Origin of the sequence: Amycolatopsis eburnea, assembly GCF_003937945.1 — a bacterium.
In the GTDB taxonomy this organism is placed as follows: domain Bacteria; phylum Actinomycetota; class Actinomycetes; order Mycobacteriales; family Pseudonocardiaceae; genus Amycolatopsis; species Amycolatopsis eburnea.
In genome coordinates this window covers 105,460-122,147 of sequence record NZ_RSEC01000008.1, presented here as the reverse complement: position 1 = coordinate 122,147, position 16,688 = coordinate 105,460, and the positions used below count along the sequence as shown (strand labels likewise).

Annotated in this window: 15 protein-coding genes, 1 tRNA gene and 1 pseudogene; 9 read left to right on the top strand and 8 right to left on the bottom strand. The window is 68.1% G+C overall.

Annotated elements, in window-relative coordinates:
* Nucleotides 1-14: 14 nt before the first annotated feature.
* Nucleotides 15-1,460 carry a class-II fumarase/aspartase family protein gene (locus EIY87_RS01655; RefSeq protein ID WP_191983910.1) on the bottom strand — a complete coding sequence of 482 codons (1,446 nt, stop codon included), beginning with the start codon at nucleotides 1,458-1,460 and terminating at the stop codon, nucleotides 15-17.
* 162 nt (nucleotides 1,461-1,622) lie between these two features.
* Nucleotides 1,623-2,165: a DinB family protein gene (locus tag EIY87_RS01650; protein WP_125305854.1), complete on the bottom strand. Its 543-nt coding sequence runs from the start codon at nucleotides 2,163-2,165 to the stop codon at nucleotides 1,623-1,625.
* Nucleotides 2,166-2,377: 212 nt separating this feature from the next.
* Between EIY87_RS01650 and EIY87_RS01645 the strand changes: the two genes are divergently transcribed.
* Nucleotides 2,378-3,223, top strand: a complete 846-nt coding sequence (locus tag EIY87_RS01645; protein ID WP_125305853.1) for a COG1361 family protein — start codon at nucleotides 2,378-2,380, stop codon at nucleotides 3,221-3,223.
* Nucleotides 3,224-3,246: 23 nt separating this feature from the next.
* Here the strand turns inward: EIY87_RS01645 and EIY87_RS01640 are convergent, their stop codons facing one another.
* Nucleotides 3,247-3,783, bottom strand: a complete 537-nt coding sequence (locus tag EIY87_RS01640; protein WP_125305852.1) for an AAA family ATPase — start codon at nucleotides 3,781-3,783, stop codon at nucleotides 3,247-3,249.
* A 113-nt stretch (nucleotides 3,784-3,896) separates the two neighbouring features.
* Here EIY87_RS01640 and EIY87_RS01635 point away from each other — a divergent pair.
* Nucleotides 3,897-3,969 (top strand) — tRNA-Lys (locus tag EIY87_RS01635).
* A gap of 1 nt (nucleotide 3,970) precedes the next feature.
* Here the strand turns inward: EIY87_RS01635 and EIY87_RS01630 are convergent.
* Together EIY87_RS01630 and EIY87_RS48220 are read right to left on the bottom strand one after the other, a co-directional pair.
* Nucleotides 3,971-4,870: a site-specific integrase gene (locus EIY87_RS01630; protein WP_225439636.1), complete on the bottom strand. Its 900-nt coding sequence runs from the start codon at nucleotides 4,868-4,870 to the stop codon at nucleotides 3,971-3,973.
* Between the two features lie 337 nt (nucleotides 4,871-5,207).
* A pseudogene (locus EIY87_RS48220) lies at nucleotides 5,208-5,336 on the bottom strand (helix-turn-helix transcriptional regulator); the annotation flags it as partial.
* A 17-nt stretch (nucleotides 5,337-5,353) separates the two neighbouring features.
* Here EIY87_RS48220 and EIY87_RS01625 point away from each other — a divergent pair.
* Entirely contained in the window at nucleotides 5,354-6,043 is a 690-nt protein-coding gene (locus tag EIY87_RS01625; RefSeq protein ID WP_225439645.1) for a GntR family transcriptional regulator, read from the top strand.
* Between the two features lie 12 nt (nucleotides 6,044-6,055).
* Here EIY87_RS01625 and EIY87_RS01620 read toward each other — a convergent pair whose 3' ends face one another.
* The 3 genes from EIY87_RS01620 to EIY87_RS01610 form a co-directional block, all read right to left on the bottom strand.
* Nucleotides 6,056-6,931 carry a hypothetical protein gene (locus EIY87_RS01620; RefSeq protein ID WP_125305850.1) on the bottom strand — a complete coding sequence of 292 codons (876 nt, stop codon included), beginning with the start codon at nucleotides 6,929-6,931 and terminating at the stop codon, nucleotides 6,056-6,058.
* On the bottom strand, nucleotides 6,909-8,303 hold the full coding sequence (locus EIY87_RS01615) for an AAA family ATPase (RefSeq protein ID WP_125305849.1): 1,395 nt from the start codon (nucleotides 8,301-8,303) through the stop codon (nucleotides 6,909-6,911). Before EIY87_RS01615 ends, EIY87_RS01620 begins: the two co-directional genes overlap by 23 nt.
* 709 nt (nucleotides 8,304-9,012) lie before the next feature.
* Nucleotides 9,013-9,936, bottom strand: coding sequence for a hypothetical protein (locus EIY87_RS01610; RefSeq protein WP_125305848.1), 924 nt, complete (start codon nucleotides 9,934-9,936; stop codon nucleotides 9,013-9,015).
* A gap of 274 nt (nucleotides 9,937-10,210) precedes the next feature.
* Between EIY87_RS01610 and EIY87_RS01605 the strand changes: the two genes are divergently transcribed.
* The 6 genes from EIY87_RS01605 (at nucleotide 10,211) to EIY87_RS01580 (ending at nucleotide 16,672) form a co-directional block, all read left to right on the top strand.
* Entirely contained in the window at nucleotides 10,211-10,975 is a 765-nt protein-coding gene (locus EIY87_RS01605; RefSeq protein WP_125305847.1) for a S1 family peptidase, read from the top strand.
* Between the two features lie 117 nt (nucleotides 10,976-11,092).
* A complete protein-coding gene (locus tag EIY87_RS01600) occupies nucleotides 11,093-11,596 on the top strand; it encodes a SixA phosphatase family protein (protein ID WP_125305846.1) in 504 nt (167 codons plus the stop codon).
* A gap of 55 nt (nucleotides 11,597-11,651) precedes the next feature.
* Entirely contained in the window at nucleotides 11,652-13,991 is a 2,340-nt protein-coding gene (locus tag EIY87_RS01595; protein ID WP_225439635.1) for a xanthine dehydrogenase family protein molybdopterin-binding subunit, read from the top strand.
* Complete coding sequence (locus EIY87_RS01590; protein WP_125305844.1) at nucleotides 13,988-14,830, top strand: FAD binding domain-containing protein; 843 nt, start codon at nucleotides 13,988-13,990, stop codon at nucleotides 14,828-14,830. The genes EIY87_RS01595 and EIY87_RS01590 overlap by 4 nt, the downstream gene beginning before the upstream one ends.
* The gene (locus tag EIY87_RS01585) at nucleotides 14,827-15,288 is read left to right on the top strand and encodes a (2Fe-2S)-binding protein (RefSeq protein ID WP_125305843.1); all 462 of its coding nucleotides are present in this window, start codon (nucleotides 14,827-14,829) and stop codon (nucleotides 15,286-15,288) included. The genes EIY87_RS01590 and EIY87_RS01585 overlap by 4 nt, the downstream gene beginning before the upstream one ends.
* A gap of 85 nt (nucleotides 15,289-15,373) precedes the next feature.
* Nucleotides 15,374-16,672 carry an alginate lyase family protein gene (locus EIY87_RS01580; RefSeq protein ID WP_125305842.1) on the top strand — a complete coding sequence of 433 codons (1,299 nt, stop codon included), beginning with the start codon at nucleotides 15,374-15,376 and terminating at the stop codon, nucleotides 16,670-16,672.
* The last annotated feature ends 16 nt before the right edge of the window (nucleotides 16,673-16,688 follow it).

Below are 16,688 nucleotides of genomic sequence, written 5' to 3'. Positions count from 1 at the left end.
CCGCCGGAGGCGGTTCAAACTTTTTTGGCCTCCTGCCCGAGCGCACGATCGACCAGCTCACCGGCGGCCCCGGTGTACCCGGCGGGATCGAGCAACCCGTCCAGCGCGGCCGCGGTCAGCACCCCGGTGACGGCGGGCAGCTCGTCCAGCACCTCCCGCAGCGGCCGGTCCTCCTGAACAGCCCGCCGCGACGCCTCACCCAGCAGCTCCTTGGCCTTCGCCTTCCCGAGCAGCGGCGCGAGCACGGCGGAGAGCCGCTCCGAGACGATCAGCCCGTGCGTCGACGCCAGGTTTTCCGCCATCCGCTCCGGCCGGGCGGAGAGCCCGCGCGCCAGCTCGACTGCCGTGTGCGCGGCCCCACCGGTCAGCCGCAGGCACTCCCGCACCAGCTGCCACTCGGCGTGCCACACCCCAGCCGACCGTTCGTCCTCGGCCAGCATCGACTGCGTGACCCCGGCGGCCAGCACGGGCACCTGCAGCGCGGCCGAACGGATCAGCGTCGCGAGCACGGGATTCCGCTTGTGCGGCATCGCCGACGACCCACCTCGCCCATCGGCGGCCGGTTCGACGACCTCACCCAGCTCGGTCCGGGTCAGCGTCGCGACGTCGACAGCCAGCTTCCCCAGCGCCCCGGCGGTGAACGCGAGTGCCCCGGCGAGGTCCGCGACGGGTGTCCGGAGCGAATGCCACGGCAGCACCGGCACGGCCAGCCCGGTCTCCTCCGCGAACGCGGCAACGAGCCGCTCGGCGTAGCCCGCGGCACCCCCGCCGACCTCCGGCCCCCCGCCCCCCGCCCCACCCCATCCCGCTTGCCCCTGCCCCTCGCCCTCGGCCAGGCGGGCGTACTCGACGTACGCCGCCAGCGTCCCCGCTGCCCCGCCGAGCGAGACCGGCAGACCGCCGTCCAGCAGCCGGCGGATCCGGACGGCCGCGTCCAGCACCAGCTGCCGCCAGCCCGCCGCCTTCAGCCCGAACGTCGTCGGCACCGCGTGCGCCGTCAGCGTGCGCCCGGCCATGGTCGTGTCCCGGTGCGTGCGCGCCAGCTCGGCCAGCGCCTCGGCGGTGGCGTCGAGGTCGGCCGCGAGCGGCCGCAGCGTCCGGACGGCGACCAGCATCATCGCGGTGTCGAAGATGTCCTGGCTCGTCGAGCCGCGGTGCACGTACTCGGCCGCAGTCCCGCCGACCGCCGACGTCAGCGCCTTCACCAGGCCGACGACCGGGTTCGCGGTCGCCCGCGACCCCCGCGCCAGCTCGACGACGTCGATCCGCGAACTGCCCGCCGCCGCCGTGATCGCCTCCGCGGCCTCGGGCGGTACCGTCCCGAGCCGCGCCTGCGCCCTCGCCAGCGCCGCCTCGGCGTCGAGCATGGCGCGCAGCCAAGCCTCGTCGCCGGTCGACGCTTCGGCCGGCGTACCGGCCCGTACCGGGGACAGCAGTCCGGAATCAGGGTCGACACTCATGCCGTCAGCATCGCACGCGCCCGCGTCCGGCACCCTCATCCGTCAAGAGCAGTGCTCTGTCCACGGAGGACACCGCAGGCACCGCCGACGCCGAACTGCTGCGTTCACTCGGCCATCACCAGTTCGAATACGTCTCCTTCCTGATCAGTCAAGCCTGAGCCGCTACTCGCCCGTCACGCCGTCGATCCGCTCCCTGACCAGGTCGGCCTGACCGCAGTGCCGCGCGTATTCGCCGATCATGCGCAGCATCAGCCAGCGCAGGGCGAACGGTTCGCCCGTGCTGCGTCGCACGCCGGTCTGGTCCAGCGAGCTCGCCGCGACGATCTCCCGTGAGCGCGCGCACTCGGCGTGCCACAGCGCGAAGGCCTCGTCCACGTCGCCGTCGAGCGAGGTGAAGTCCTGCTCCGGGTCGTCGTCGGAGTAGTACAGGTTCGGGACGTCCTCGCCGGCGAACTGGATCCGGAACCACCAGCGTTCGACGCCGGTGAGGTGCCGCAGCAGCCCGTGCAGGGTCAGCGTCGACGGTGGTACCGAGCGTTCGGACAGGCGGCCGGGGTCCAGACCGGTGCACTTCAGCTCGAAAGTGCGCCGGTAGTAGTCGAGGCTCTCGGTGAGGGCCTGCCGCTCGTCGGCGAGCGGTGTCGGGTCTTCGCGGGGGCCGGTCAAGCGGGCCGGGGCCGCGACCGGGGTGCTGTGTTCGGTCATGTGCGGAGCGTGCCACGGGGGTCCGACAATTTTCGGGGCGCCGGGGTGTCCGGTGACCAGGCAACGACCCGGAAACCCCAGTTCAGACACGGTTTCGAGAACCAGGTAACGAATTTCGGGGACGGCCGATCTGATCTTCGTCACCCCCGCTGCGCACACCGGTTTCCCCGGCCGGAGCGGCGCCCCTCGGTTCGGAACCAGGAGATCAAGACATGCAGCGAACCGGACGAAGAACCGCAGTACTGGCCGCGCTGACGACCGCGGCCCTGATCGCGGCCCCCGCCGTCGCGTCCGCGGCGCCCTCACCCAGCTCGATCGACGTCAGCGCGACCACCGTGCACGCGGGCGACACGTTCACGGTCACCGAGCAGCTGTACAACCCGACGGACTTCACGGTGACCGGCGCGAAGGCCGCGCTCTACACCAAGGAAAAGCCGGTCGTCGACCTGGTGAACCTGGTCTCCTGCACCGGTGCGATCGCGTGCTCGCCGTACCTCAGCAGCTTCCGCGGCGGTGTCGGCGACCTGGGCGCCGGCGAGAGCAAGACGGTGACCTTCACCTTCCGGGTGAAGGAGGACGTCGACCCCGGCCAGTTCACGCTGCAGCATCAGTTCGCCGGCGACAACTACGCGTTCGGCGTCGAGGACGGCCCGGCCCTCACGGTCGCCGCGCCGGACGAGGCCGACGTCAAGGTCGCGCTGACCGGAACCCCGCGTCCCGGCCTGGTCGCCCGCGTCGACTACGTGATCACGGTGTCGAACACCGGCCCGGCGACCGCGACCGGCGTCCGCGTGACGGCCAACGCGGGTTCGGGCCGCACGGTGACGTCCCAGACCGGTTGCACCCGCTCGGGCACGACCCTGACCTGCGCGATCGGCAACCTCTCCCCGGGCGCGTCGGCGACGGCGAAGTTCACCTCCGAGGGCGGCTTCTTCGCCTGGGGCGCGTTCACGGCCACGGCTCAGCGAACGGCGAGCACCCCGGCCGACCCCGCCGCGGCCAACGACAAGGCGTCGAAGAAGTGCACGGCCTACACCGGCCTGTTCGTGCAGTGCTGACGACGTTCGTCCACTGAGGAGCGTCACAACCTGAAGGCCGCCGAGCGGGCGCGTTGCCGCACCGCTTCGGCGGTTTCTTCAATCGTGTCGTCCGTCGTGTCCATGACGTTTCGTTCCAGCTCACCCAGCGCGGAGAACGCCGCGTGCATGCCGGTGAGCGGCTCGACGTCGGTGAGCTCCGGGGCACCGCGAGCGGTCCCGCGCGCGAGGGTGGCCTCGAGGTCCGGCCGCAGGACGACATAGAAGAGGTCCAGACCGTCCCGCTTCGCGGCCGCCCGGAACGGCTCCAGCGCCCACGGCCCGACGACACCGTCGAGAACGACGTCGTAGCCCCCGCGCGCGTACCCGCAGGCGGCCTCGGCGATCACCCCGAGCACGACCTCGTTCTGCCGCGCGGCCTCGGGCAGGTACGGCGCCACGAACCCGGTCCGGATCGAGACGTAGAAGCTGTCGGTGTGCAGGTGCACGGCAGCCCGCGGCGCGCCCTCGGTGACCAGCCGGGCAACGGTCGACTTCCCGGCACCGGGCGGCCCGGTGAGGATCAGCAGGGAACCAGGCATCCCTGCATCATGGGCGGGCGAGCGGCCGAGAACCAGTCTTGACCTTCGGGGCGCCCCTCAGCCGCACCCCGGTGTGGAGGTGGTGGACCGGGGCCTGGCTAAACTGGGGGCGCGGGCCGTTAGCTCAATTGGTAGAGCTGCGGACTTTTAATCCGTAGGTTCTGGGTTCGAGCCCCAGGCGGCCCACTCAAACTCCCTGGTCAGCGGCCTGTCGGTCGCTACCGGTCAAGATCGGCTCCCCGGGGTTATCCCCGGAATTGGGGTCCGACGGTTTATCCAAGAGCCCTTCGAGGGCCTGTGCCGTGACCGGGTCGCCCGTCTTCTGGCCCAGGTAGGTGTCCTGCGTCATCGACATCCGTGAGTGACCGAGGTGATCAGCGATCAGCCGCGTCGGGATGCCCGCGTCGTCCAGAGCGGTCGCGGTCGTCTTCCGGAAGTTGTGCGACGTGAGCCACAGGAAGTCGTCCGATTCCCGGATTTCACGGAGGACCCGCAGGATGTTGTTCGGATCCCGCAGCGTGCCGGTCGTGCTGGCGAAGATCGGGCTCGCCAGTGGCCGGCCATCCGCCTTCGCCTCAGCCCATCGCCGCTCCAGCAGGGCCAGCGCCCACGAAGGCAGGGGGAGCGCGCGCATGCTCGACTCCGTTTTCGGCCGAGGCTTGCGGAGCAGGCCCTCACCCTTGACCCGGACGACCGTGTGCGTGATGTCCACCGTGCCCGCGACGAAGTCGACGTCCTCCCAGAACGTCGCCAGCGCCTCGCCGACTCGGACACCCGCCGCCATCATGAAGCGCGAGAGGTCCGGCAGCTCCCAGCGCCGCGCCTTCTCGTTGGCCTCGACTCTCGCCAGCCACTTCGTACGCTCTTCCGCGTCCAAGGCGCGAGGCTCCTTCTTGCTCTTCGGGATACGGCGGGTGTCCCGCGTCGGGTTGCTGTCGATCGCGTCGTACCGCGCGGCCAGGCCGAGCATCCCCGACAGCGCCGTCCTCGCGGTCTTCGCCGTCGACGCCCCGACGGTCCGCTGAAGCGCGCCAAGGAACCGGTCCAGCCGCATCACGGTCGCCTCGCGCACCCGCAGCTCACCCATCCCCGGGACCACGTGCCGCTTGAGGATGGACTCATACGTGGTGATGGTCGTCGGCGACTTGATGCCCTCCCGGACGTCCTGCTGGACCTGTTCGATCTAGACGGCGGCGAGATCCTTGAGCCGGGTCTCCCGCGTGATCTCCCCGGCTGTTGAGCCTGCCAGTTGAGGAAGGCAGCCCGAAGCCGGTTCGCAGCTTGGGTTTTGGTCTTCCCCGAGCGCTCGACCTCCCGCGTCTGGCCGTCGAAGTCGCGGAACAGCGCGCGTGCCCGCCAGCCCTTCGCAGTTGCCGAATAACGGATCTCCCCGTACGTCCCGATCTCCAGCTGAGGGCGAGGCATCACGCCACCTCATCCGACAGCTGGTCCACCCACGAACGGACATCCTCCTGGCGGTACCGAACGTACTTGCCGATCCGACGGCCGGCCGGACCGTAGCCCTTGGTCCGCCACTGATACAGCGTCGAAACCGCAGGACGGGGAGAAACTGCCGAGCGAGGCGCAGCTCTGCGAGATCCACGACGTCTCACCCATCACCGCGCGCGCAGCGATGCGCCTGCTGCGGGAGTGGGGCTTCGCGAACGGTATCCGGGGGAAGGGTGTGTTCGTCCGCCGCTTGGACAAGCTGACCCGGATCGCGCCGCTGCGCTACTTCCGAGGTCAGGAGGCCCGCACGTACGTGCGCGAGGCCGAGGCCGCGAACGTCGAGATGCAGGTCGAGCACAAGACGACCAAGACGACGGCGCCGGCCAATGTCGCCGAACGGCTGGGTATCAACGAGGGTGATCCGGTTACCTGCACTCGGTACTTCATCCGGATGGGAAACCCGCCGCAGCCTGTCACGAGCAGCCTCGCTTGGGAGCCGCTGGCGATCACGGGCGGGACGGACATCGAGCTGCCGCACGAGGGCCCGCACGCCGACAGGGGCATCGTCGACCGGTTCTCTGCTATTGGGCACGAGGTCAACCAGGTCGAGGAACGACTGGACATCCGCACGCCGACCGCCGAGGAAGCAAAACTCCTTGACATCCCCGCGAACCGACCGGTTGTGCAGATCGTGCAGACCTTCCGTGTCGCTGATCGTATCGGCGCGGAGGACGATCTTGCGGTCGAGACGGCTGACATTCTATTTCCCGCCGATCGTTATGAGCTACGCTACGTCATGGATATTAAGTAGCGTTGTAGAATATCAGGCTGCCGTAAGTCGTTCTCTCAGGCGAATAAACATCTGATGATGATCGAGATCGACGAGTTCGAGGCATCCGACTAATGATTTTTCAACAGCTTCTGCGGGTCCGAGCTTCTTTCCTAGTCTAAGAGTAAAAATGATAATTCGTGCAATGTCGTGGCCCCGAATATGCTCAAGTGTAGACTTGCCATGCGTCGAAACCAGTTCAGAGTAGCTCGTAAGCGCCAGTTCTTTCAGATCCCTCTCTCGAAGCGAACGCTTGATAAGTTCGACTGCGTCAAGAGTGGCTACGTGATCTTTTAAGCTAAGGCAACGCTCAACATTGTCGACTAATCCATCACCGGAGTTCAGTCTCTTGATTGATACCCTGACAAAGTAGAGTTCGACTAGGGCTGATTGTATGCGCTTAAGGAGAGTGTCACCTGATTCTTCGGTTGTGCCGACTACTAATCTGAGGAACTTCTCGAGCGTGCGCGGGTTGAGTACATAGCCTTCAATGGATGAAAAATCGGTAAAAAGCACGCTATCTGGATAGGTCATTCCGTCGGCTATTAAGAACCTAAAGTCGCTGTCTACTGTAAAGGTCAACGAGTGAGGGCCGATCTTCCCGTTCACCTCAAACGCTAATCCCAGGACGCGTCCGCGGTTCCCCATTTCGATACCTCGCGATTCAAGGACTTCTGCGGGAACATAGGCGAGATCGTCGATCGCATAGACTGTCGACTCGATGTCATGTTCGCGCACGTACCAAGATATAAACGCCTTATCCATCCTTCCTTCAACAATCACATCCCTTAGGCCAGGCTCTATGCTGTAGAGCGTTATTAGTTCCTCGATCGTGCGCCGGTCGTCGTCAGGTTCTCTTAGTGTTGGCAAGTCGGACCAACCTTTCCCGGTAGCCTGTTATTAGCTCAATCGAATGAGTCGCCACGATGAACTGAATTCCACTATTAGCGGCACAAGTGAGCAGGGCGTCGATAATTCTCCGCTGCCACTTGATGTTCAAGCTCAACTCGGGCTCATCAATAATGAACAAGCGAGAAGTCTGCCTTGCTAGCATTGTGTAGCAAAGAAGAAGTACGAGTTGCCTCTCGCCTGAGGATAGATTCGTCGGGTCCAGCAACGAGTCCGAGTCGGTGACGATTCGTATACCCTCACGTGGCCTAAAGGTTAGGTACTTTCCGCGAAGAAAACTGTTCGCCTGGTCCAGAAGAGTTTGAGTTATCCCCTGTGCTTCTTGCAAGGCGTCGAGGCGCTTTTCCAAGCTTACAAAGTATGGCCCGAGTACGCCTTTTGCAACCTGTTTTGCCTGATCGTCCAATTTGCTTACAAGGGTAAGAAAGGCGCCTGCGGGAAAGCTAGGCGAGAAGCCCAGCTGTTCAAATTTTTCGTTGCGGAGGCCTAGAGTTATGATCTGCTTCTCAAGGTTAACGTCGTCGACGACTCGCGAATCGGACGCTGTATCACCAAGACGTTCCAGTACGTCCATGTAGAGGCTCGTCGCGTTTTGGGAGCCAATGGCCTGCGCTCCAATGGTCAACTGCCTTAACTGTTGGCTTAGGCGATCCATACAAAAAAGAACCTCTTCGCTGACACTTCTCCTGGCGGCATCAGGATCGCCTTGAGGGCGCCGTTCGGCACGTGCAGTCTCTTCTTCGTCAATCAGATCGCTATAGATTATCCGGTCATCGGCGAGAAAAATGGGAGCAATCGCACAATCCTTCAAGAATCCCAAGTACTCGCCGTCATCGTTGCGCTTTATCTTCTGGCCATACTTCCGACTGAGCTTCAGTATGTTCTCAGTGGTCATTCGCGAAATGTCGCCGAAGTCGAGATCGTCATACCGGATCGCCATCTGACTATTGACTTCATAGTCAACTCTGATTTGCGACCTTCGACTAGGATAGTGCACTAAAACAACAAAATCACCGACTAGCTCCGCCTTCTTGATCGCCTCGATGACGGTGCCGTCGCTGAGTGTAAGTGCAATGCGACGAAACGGTGTACGTGCCACCCTTGATCGGTGGCCCCTCGATGTTGCTGGACTTAGAAGATCCCAGACGAGTTTAAGAATTGTTGTCTTTCCTGAACCATTGTCGCCATAAAGAAGCATCAACCTGTCTGATATTCCGCCAGGTCCATCCGCCGGTGGCTCCGGAACAATGTTGTAACTAAGACGGCCAAAAAGGTCTTCCACTTCGATGCGTTGCAAGACTTCCGAACCCTTATCGGGATTCTTTTCGGGCATTACCCCGCCTCCTCTGGCTGAATACTCAAGCTGAAGGTTAGCCTGCGCTCGCCAGATTTGCACTTCTTATTCATGACGACTGCCGAATTCCGCTCTATAGGATCAAGGGCGCGCCGCCGGGCGGCGCGCCGGTCGCCTTGCGCAGCTGCTCCCGTTGGCGACCACGCCCGTGCCCGGCACGGCCGGCTCCGCTCCGCTCTGCCGACCGGCCGGGCGGCGTGGCCGCCTTCGGTGCAGCTGCGCAGCGCCGCCCGCCGACGGCGCGTCTGAGCCATTCAGCCAACGTCGAGCCTCCCTCGCCGATGAGTCGTACAACCCGGGTCGCCGTCAGGCGTCACCGTGTTACGCCCAGTCGGCGGTAAGCACCATCCCGAAGCTTGATCGTGACAACGGCCGGTAGCGCCGCGTCAAGGCCGGGAAGCGTGCCTTGACCCGACGCCACCGGCCGCGTGCTGGCTTCGTATCGGGATGGAGGGGGAGCTGTGGGCGGTAGAGTAGGTACGCGCGAGCTGGCAGCGAAAGCCGCGAAGAGGACATGATCATCTCCCCGGTTTCCCCCGGGAAACGACGCAGAACGACGAGAACCAGCGACCGACCATGATCGTTTGGCGCGGACGTCCATGCAGGTGAAGACTGGTATCGACCGATGACGAGAACCAGCCGCTAACCCGAGCTCATCCGTTCTGGGTTCGAGCCCCAGGCGGCCCACTCACCAGCGCCAGCGCATCCCCCGGATCCCCGGCGGCCCGCCGGAGCTGAACACGTGCGCCGGCGACACCGGCGAAACCGCCGTCACCTCGCGCTCCGGCCCGCCGGACGAGTCCAGCCGGTAACCCTGGCAACTCACCGGCACCACCCCCGCCGCGAAGTGCACCTCGAGCAGGTGCTCGGCCCCCGGGTGCCGGAACCGCCGGTCGTAGCTGGTGTCGGGCACTCCGTCGCAGTACTCGAACTCGTACTCCAGAATCGCCGTCTCACCCACCGCCAGCGCCCGGTGCGGCACCAGCTCGCTCACGATGAACCCCGGCTCGGCCTGCACCTCCGTGCGCACCGCCTGGCAATACCGCGTCGACACCAGCCGCGGTGGGCGGCCCGGGGTGCAGCCGCGCAGGACCACCACCTTGGCTTGGACCGGTTCCGCGACCGCGCGGACGACCTCCCGGACGCGCAGCCGGGTCAACGCGCGGGACGCGTCGACGTGCAAGCTCTCGTGCAGGCTGAGCACGACCAGCGACGTCTCGTCGGCGGCGTCGAAGGAGTGCAACACCGACAGGACGCGGGCGCGCGGCTCCCACAGCCGCTCCCAGCGCACCGCTGCCGATACCCCGGGCTCACCGCCATGAGGCCGCGCGAGCAGGGCGGTCAGCGCGTCCGCGGGCAGGCCGAGGACGCCTTCGAGCACCGAAACCGCGCGTAGTGACTCCGGTCGTTCGGGACGGGTCCGACCGGTGCGCCAGTAGCTCAACGTCGTCGTGCTGACGGGCGCGCCGGCGGCGTCGAGCCTTCCCTTGAGCCGGGCCAGGCCGAGGCCGCTGTGGTCGATGGCCAGCGTCAGCGCCCTGCTGAACGGGCCGGTGGCCAGCGCGTGCGCCAGCTCCCGCCGGGCTGGTTCGGGTACCGCGAACAACGGCATCCAGGTTCCTCGAGGGTCGGTCCGCACCGCGGGTGCGCCCGGCGGGCCGCGGTGGATCGCACCGGGCCGGCGACGGGCGGTCTCCCGGGTTTAGCAGCCGCGGCGAGCCGGTGTCACCCGACGAACGTCGGCTGTGTGGAGCAAGGGAAAGCGCAACCCGCCGAAGGAACCGTTCTGTTCCGTTGATCAGCACAGGACTTCCAGCGGATTACCCGAAGCACACCGTCCGCTTACTTTCGGTGAGTCCCCACCGGTTCCCCAAGGGAGTACCGAAATGCGTGAAAACCCCGGCCGGTTCGTCCGCGCCGCCGCTGTGCTCGCCGGTTCCTGCGCCGCGTTCGCGACGCTCGCCGCCGCCCCCGCGTCGGCCGCGCCCGTCACGCCGCTTCCGCCCGACGCGCAGCCGTCGATCATCGGCGGCAGCACCGCGCAGAACCCCGGCTACATCACCCGGTTCAACGGCCACGCCAACGGTTACACGTTCTTCTGCACCAGCACCCTGATCGGCACGCGCTGGGTCCTGACCGCCAAGCACTGCATGTACGACAACAACGGCCGGCGCCTTTCCGACATCGACCTCTACATCGGGTCGAACAGCGCTTCCGGTGGCGTGCACGCGAAAGCGGCATCCACCTACGTCTACTCGGGCGGCGACCTCGCCCTGATCAAGCTGAACACCGACGGCGGCAGCACGTTCGCGCGGCTCGCGACGAGCTCGTCGGACGCGACCGAAGGCGACGCCGCCCGCGTCTACGGCTGGGGCGCGACCCAGTCCACCGACGAGGGGAGCCACCAGTCGAGCGTGCTGAAGCAGGCATCGGTCGAGATCTCCGACACCGGCGCCAGCGACTACTTCGGCGGTCCGGCCATCGAGGCGTACACCCCCAACGGCGCGGTCGCCGGCGGCGACTCGGGCGGCCCGATGCTCGACGGCGGGGTCCAGGTGGGCGTCTGCTCGACCAGCGACCGCTCCAGCACCACGACCTACGGCAGCGTCGCGGCGGGCCGCAGCTGGATCCGCCAGGTCAGCGGGGTCTGATCGCGCGAAAGCCGCTGCTTTGACCGCCGGATCACCAAGTCCGGCACGGACCTCACATCGGGTCCTGACCCGCCGAGCCTGACGAGCCTGCCGCCGCGGGCTCGTTAGGCTCGGCCGATGGACGCGCCCCGACGGCTCATCGTCGTCCGCCACGCCAAGTCGGACTGGACGGACGACCTCCCGGACCACGATCGCCCCCTGGCGCCGCGCGGGCTTCGCGCCGCGCCCAAGCTCGGCCGCTGGCTCGTCGACGCCGGCTACGTCCCCGAACTCGTCTTCTGCTCCACCGCCCGGCGCACGCGCGAGACCTGGCAGCACGTCGCCGGCGAACTCCCCGCCGCGCCGCCCGTGACGTTCGACGAAGACCTCTACGGCGCCGACGTTCCCGAACTGCTGAACGCCGCGAGCCGGACGCCGCCCGAGGTCACCGCCGTCGCGCTGGTCGCGCACGAGCCCGGCGTCAGCGACCTGACCCTGCACCTCGCCGGGCACGGCGACGACACCCGCGCCGTCCAGGTCAAGTTCCCCACCGGCGCCGCCGCCGTGCTCGAAACCACCGACCCGTGGGACGCGCTCGCCGCCGCGAAGCTCGTGGCCTTTTTTCGTCCCCGCGAGGCCTGAAAGTCGTCCTTTCGTAGGACGCGGACCGCTCGCCCGAGGTGGCACGGTGGGATTCGTGGCGGGACTGATCGGCGCGCGGGTGCGCCGCACGGAAGACCTGCGGCTGCTCACCGGCCGCGGGCAGTTCGTCGACGACGTCGAACTGCCGCGCATGCTGGAAGCGGCCGTTCTCCGCTGTCCGCTGCCGCACGCGCGGATCACGCGGATCGACACCGGCGCGGCCGCGCGGCAGGCGACCGTGCTCACCGGCGCCGAGGTCAAGGCCGTCGTCAAGGCCCCGCAACCGGTGATCTGGCGGAACGTCCCCGACATGCGGCTCACCGACGCCTACCCGCTCGCCGTCGACCGCGTCCGGTACCCGGGGCAGGGCGTCGCGGTCGTCGCCGCGGGGGATCGGGCCGCCGCCGAGGACGCGCTCGAGCTCATCGAGGTCGAATACGAAGAACTGCCGGCCGTCAGCACTTTGGAGGAGGCGCTCGCCGAAGGTGCGCCACGGCTCTACGACGACTGGCCCGACAACGTCTGCGCGCGCACGACGATCGCCACCGGGGACGTCGCCGCCGCGTTCGCCGAAGCCGACGTCGTGCTCGCGGAGTCCTTCCGGTTCGCGCGGCAGATGGGGACGCCGCTGGAAACGCGGGGCGTGGTCGCGAACTGGGATCCCTTCACCGGGAAGCTCGACGTGTGGCTCGCCACCCAGGCGCCCAACCTCGCGCGTGAGCTGCTCGCCGAGGTCCTCGGCCTGCCCGCGGCCAAGATCCGCGTGCGGACCCCGGACGTCGGCGGCGGGTTCGGGAACAAGTTCGACTTCTACGGCGACGAAGTCCTGGCCGCCCTGCTCTCGCACCGCACCGGGCGGCCGGTGAAGCTGATCGAAGACCGCGTCGAGAGCTTCGTCGCCACCGTGCACGCGCGCGAGCAGAAGATCGACGTCGAATACGCCGCGAAGGCGGACGGCACCATCACCGGCGTGCGCGGCACCGTCCACGGCGTGCTCGGCGCCGAACTCGGCACGATCGCCTTCGGCCCCTGCTACACCGCCGCGGCCTGCATCACCGGGCCGTACGCGATTCCCGCGGTCGAGATGGACGTCGTCGCCGTCATGACCAACCGGACGCCGTACGGCTCCTACCGCGGCTGGGGCCTGCCGAAGGCGAACTTCGTGCAGGAACGGATGATCGAGCTGCTCGCCGCGCGCCTGAACCTCGACGCGCACACCGTGCGGCGCCGGAACTTCGTGCCCCCGGAAGCGTTTCCGTACCAGAGCCCGGTGTTCGTCTACGACAGCGGGCGCTACGCCGACTGCCTCGACCTGTGCCTCGAAGCAGTCGCGGAGGCGGGCTGGGCGGGGCGCGTCGCCGAGGCCAGGGCGCGCGGCGCGTGCGTCGGCATCGGCTACTCGTTCCACAACGAGATCACCGCGTTCGGCCCGAGCCGGATCGTGAACCTCAGCGGGCTGCAGCACTCCGGGTTCGACGAGGAGGTGGTGCGGATCGACGCCACCGGGCACGTGACCGTCCACACCGGACAGTCGGCGATGGGGCAGGGCCTGCACACCGCGCTGGCGCAGATCGCCGGCCACGCGCTGGGCGTCCCGTTCGAGGACGTCACCGTTGTCTCCGGCGACACGGAATCCTGCCCGTACACCGGGTACGGCACCGGCGCGAGCCGCGCGGCCGCGGTCGGCGGCGCCGCCGTGCTCACCGCGGCGACGCGGCTGAAGGCGAAGGTGCTGCGGATCGCCGCCCACCTCCTCGAAGCCTCACCGGACGACCTCGTCGTCGAGAACGGCCGGATCTTCGTCGACGGCGTCCCGCACCGGTCCGTCGGCATGGCGGAGGTCGGCGACGCCGCGCACCGGCGTCTGGAAGGACGGCTGCCGGAGGACGAGTCGCCGACGCTGCAGGAGCGCGAGGTCTACGACCCGGTCAACGTCGCGACGGCGTTCGGCTGCACCGCCGTGCTCGCCGAAGCCGACCCCGAAACCGGCGTCGTGACGCTGCTCGGCTACCTCGTCGCGCACGACTGCGGCACGGTGATCAACCCGCTGATCGTCGACGGCCAGCTGCACGGCGGCGCGGCGCAGGCCATCGGCGGCGCGCTGTACGAAGAACTCGCCTACGACGACGGCGGCCGGATGCTGACCCGGACCTTCCGCGACTACCTGGTCCCGTCGGCGACCGAGGTCCCGCCGTTCACGCTCACGCACATGAGCACGCCCGCCGACCACATCCCCGGCGGCTTCAAGGGCATGGGCGAAGCCGGCGTGATCGGCGGTGGCGCCGCCATCGCGCACGCCGTCGAGGACGCGTTGCGCGATTACGGCGTCAAGATCACCGCGTTGCCGATCACGCCACCCGGGTTGCTGGCCGCGATCAAGCGGGGTGCGCGGTGAAGGCCGCCGCGTTCGAGTACGTCCGCGCGGGGTCCGTGGACGACGCGATCTCTTCGCTCGCCACCGACGGCTCCCAGGTGCTCGCCGGCGGGCAGAGCCTGGTGCCGTTGCTGAACATGCGGCTCGCACGGCCGTCGCTGCTCGTCGACGTCAACGGCCTCGGCGAGCTCGCTTACGTCCGCCGCGACGGCGAGCACGTCGAAATCGGCGCGCTGACCAGGCAACGCGTGGTCGAGACGTCGGACGTCGTACGGCGGGACGTGCCGTTGCTCGCCCAGGCGTTGCGGCACGTCGGCCACGTCGCGACCCGCAACCGGGGCACGCTCGGCGGCAGCCTCGCGCACGCCGATCCGGCGGCCGAACTGCCCGCCGTCGCGGTCGCCCTCGACGCGGAACTCCTGGTGCGCGGGCCGCGCGGCGAACGCGTGATCGGCGCGCGCGAGTTCTTCGAGGGTCCATTCAGGACGGTCCTGACGCCGGGCGAGCTGCTGACCGCGGTCCGGTTCCCGGTACGGCAGGCGGCGTGCGCGATCGAAGAACTTTCCCGGCGCAGCAAGGATCTCGCGCTGGTCGCGGTGTTCGTTACCCTCGAGCAGGACGACGGCCGGTGCGCGCGGGCGCGGATCGCCGTCGCGGGGGCCGGCCCGACGCCGATCCGGGCGGTCGCGGCCGAGGAGCTGCTGCGGGGCCGGCCGCTCGACGATACCGTGATCGCCGAAGCCGCGCGGGAGATCGCGGCCGCCACCGATCCGCCGTCCGACCTGCACGCGCCCGCCGACTATCGCCGTGAGATGGCCGCGGTGCTCGGGCGGCGGGCCCTGACGAAGGCGGTCCGATGAAGGTCTCCCTGACGGTCAACGGCCAGCCGTGCAGCGCCGACTGCGAACCGCGCCGGACGCTGGCCGACTTCCTGCGCCACGACCTGGGCTTCAAGGGCGTGCACGTTGGCTGCGAGCACGGGGTATGCGGCGCGTGCACGATCACCCTCGACGGCGCGACTGCGCGGGCGTGCTGCCTGCTCGCCGTGCAGGCCGAGGGCGCCGAGGTCACGACGGTCGAGGGCCTGGCCACCGGCGGCGAGCTGCACCCGCTGCAGCAGGCGTTCCGCGACCGCCACGGTCTGCAGTGCGGATTCTGCACGCCCGGGGTGCTGGCGACGGCGGCCGAGCTGCTCGCGAGCAACCCGGACCCGTCCGAGGCCGAGATCCGCGAGGCGCTCGCCGGCCACCTCTGCCGGTGCACCGGCTACCAGTTCATCGTGGACGCCATCCGCGCGGCCGCGGCCAAGCCGGCCTGAACGGAGGCATTGCCCCAACGAAGTTCACATGCGTACCCTCCATTCACTCACGGGTCTGATGTTCATATTTGTGAATGGAGCGGACATGGTTTTCCGCCACACCGTCGTGGCCGCGCTCGCCGCGCTCGGCCTCGTCGCCAGCTCCTTCGCCGCACCGGCGGAGGCCTCGCCACGAAGCTGCACCGTCCCGGTCATCGGGCCGGTCTGCGCTCCCGACACCGTCGTCCTCGACGGCCACCAGCTGCTCCGGACGAAATTCGCGGCGCTCGCCGGCGAAAAGACGTCCCGCACGGCGTTGACCAACCTCCTCGCCGCGGCGAAGACCGACCTCACGACGGGGCCGTGGAGCGTCACGTCGAAGAAGCAGGTCCCGCCCAGCGGTGACAAGCACGACTACCTGAGCCTCGCGCCCTACTGGTGGCCGACCACCGAGCCGACCGCCGAAAACCCGTGGGGCTGCCCGTTCGTGCAGAAGGACGGCCAGCGCAACCCCATCGTCGACGAGATCACCGACCACGCCTACCGCGGCGACGCGTTCGCCGCGATCTACCGGCTCGCGCTGGCCTGGTACTACACCGGCGACGCGCGCTACGCCCAGCGCGCGGCGCTCGACCTGCGCACGTGGTTCCTCGACGCGGCCACGAAGATGAACCCGAACATGAACTTCGCGCAGGGCATCCCGTGCAAGGTCGACGGGCGCGGCATCGGCATCATCGAGTTCTCCTACACGCTCACCCAGGTCGTCGACGCGACCGCCATCCTGGCCACCGGCGCCCCGGGCTGGACGACGGCCGACCGGTCCGGGATGACCGGCTGGTACACGCAGTTCCTCGAATGGCTGCGCACCAGCAAGAACGGCACCGACGAAGCCAAGGCCCACAACAACCACGGCAGCTTCTACGACATGCTCGCCGCCGCGCTCGCGCTCGGCACCGGGCAGCGTGATCTGGCCAAGACCATCGCCCGGAACGCCGGCCCGGGGCGGATCGCGCCGCAGATCCAGGCGGACGGCTACCAGCCGCAGGAGGCGAGCCGCACCCGCAGCTGGCACTACTCGAACTTCAACCTCGTCGCGTTGACGCGGCTCGCCCAGATCGGCAAGCACGTCGGCGTCGACCTGTGGCACTACACCGCACCCAGCGGCGCGACGCTGTTCAAGGCGGTCGACTACCTGATCCCGGCCGCCACGCGGGGCCAGTCGTCGTGGCCGTACCCGGAGCTGGACTTCCGGCCGTACGCGGCGCTCGACGTCCTGCACGCGGCGGCCGACGTCGGTGATCGCGCGGCGCGGGCGGCGTTGCCGTCGGTGCCGGTCCAGCCGGGCGGCGACCTCTACCCGGTCCGGCCCGCCGCCGAACAGCTCGACGACATTTCCACTTCCTGACGGCAAAAGGGGCCCG

What these genes read in the sequence shown, in the direction of transcription:
- EIY87_RS01655 (WP_191983910.1), bottom strand. Translation starts at nt 1,460, where the DNA reads ATGAGTGTCGACCCTGATTCCGGACTGCTGTCCCCGGTACGGGCCGGT.
- EIY87_RS01650 (WP_125305854.1), bottom strand. Translation starts at nt 2,165, where the DNA reads ATGACCGAACACAGCACCCCGGTCGCGGCCCCGGCCCGCTTGACCGGC.
- EIY87_RS01645 (WP_125305853.1), top strand. Translation starts at nt 2,378, where the DNA reads ATGCAGCGAACCGGACGAAGAACCGCAGTACTGGCCGCGCTGACGACC.
- EIY87_RS01640 (WP_125305852.1), bottom strand. Translation starts at nt 3,783, where the DNA reads ATGCCTGGTTCCCTGCTGATCCTCACCGGGCCGCCCGGTGCCGGGAAG.
- EIY87_RS01630 (WP_225439636.1), bottom strand. Translation starts at nt 4,870, where the DNA reads ATGGGTGAGCTGCGGGTGCGCGAGGCGACCGTGATGCGGCTGGACCGG.
- EIY87_RS01615 (WP_125305849.1), bottom strand. Translation starts at nt 8,303, where the DNA reads ATGCCCGAAAAGAATCCCGATAAGGGTTCGGAAGTCTTGCAACGCATC.
- EIY87_RS01610 (WP_125305848.1), bottom strand. Translation starts at nt 9,936, where the DNA reads ATGCCGTTGTTCGCGGTACCCGAACCAGCCCGGCGGGAGCTGGCGCAC.
- EIY87_RS01605 (WP_125305847.1), top strand. Translation starts at nt 10,211, where the DNA reads ATGCGTGAAAACCCCGGCCGGTTCGTCCGCGCCGCCGCTGTGCTCGCC.
- EIY87_RS01600 (WP_125305846.1), top strand. Translation starts at nt 11,093, where the DNA reads ATGGACGCGCCCCGACGGCTCATCGTCGTCCGCCACGCCAAGTCGGAC.
- EIY87_RS01585 (WP_125305843.1), top strand. Translation starts at nt 14,827, where the DNA reads ATGAAGGTCTCCCTGACGGTCAACGGCCAGCCGTGCAGCGCCGACTGC.
- EIY87_RS01580 (WP_125305842.1), top strand. Translation starts at nt 15,374, where the DNA reads ATGGTTTTCCGCCACACCGTCGTGGCCGCGCTCGCCGCGCTCGGCCTC.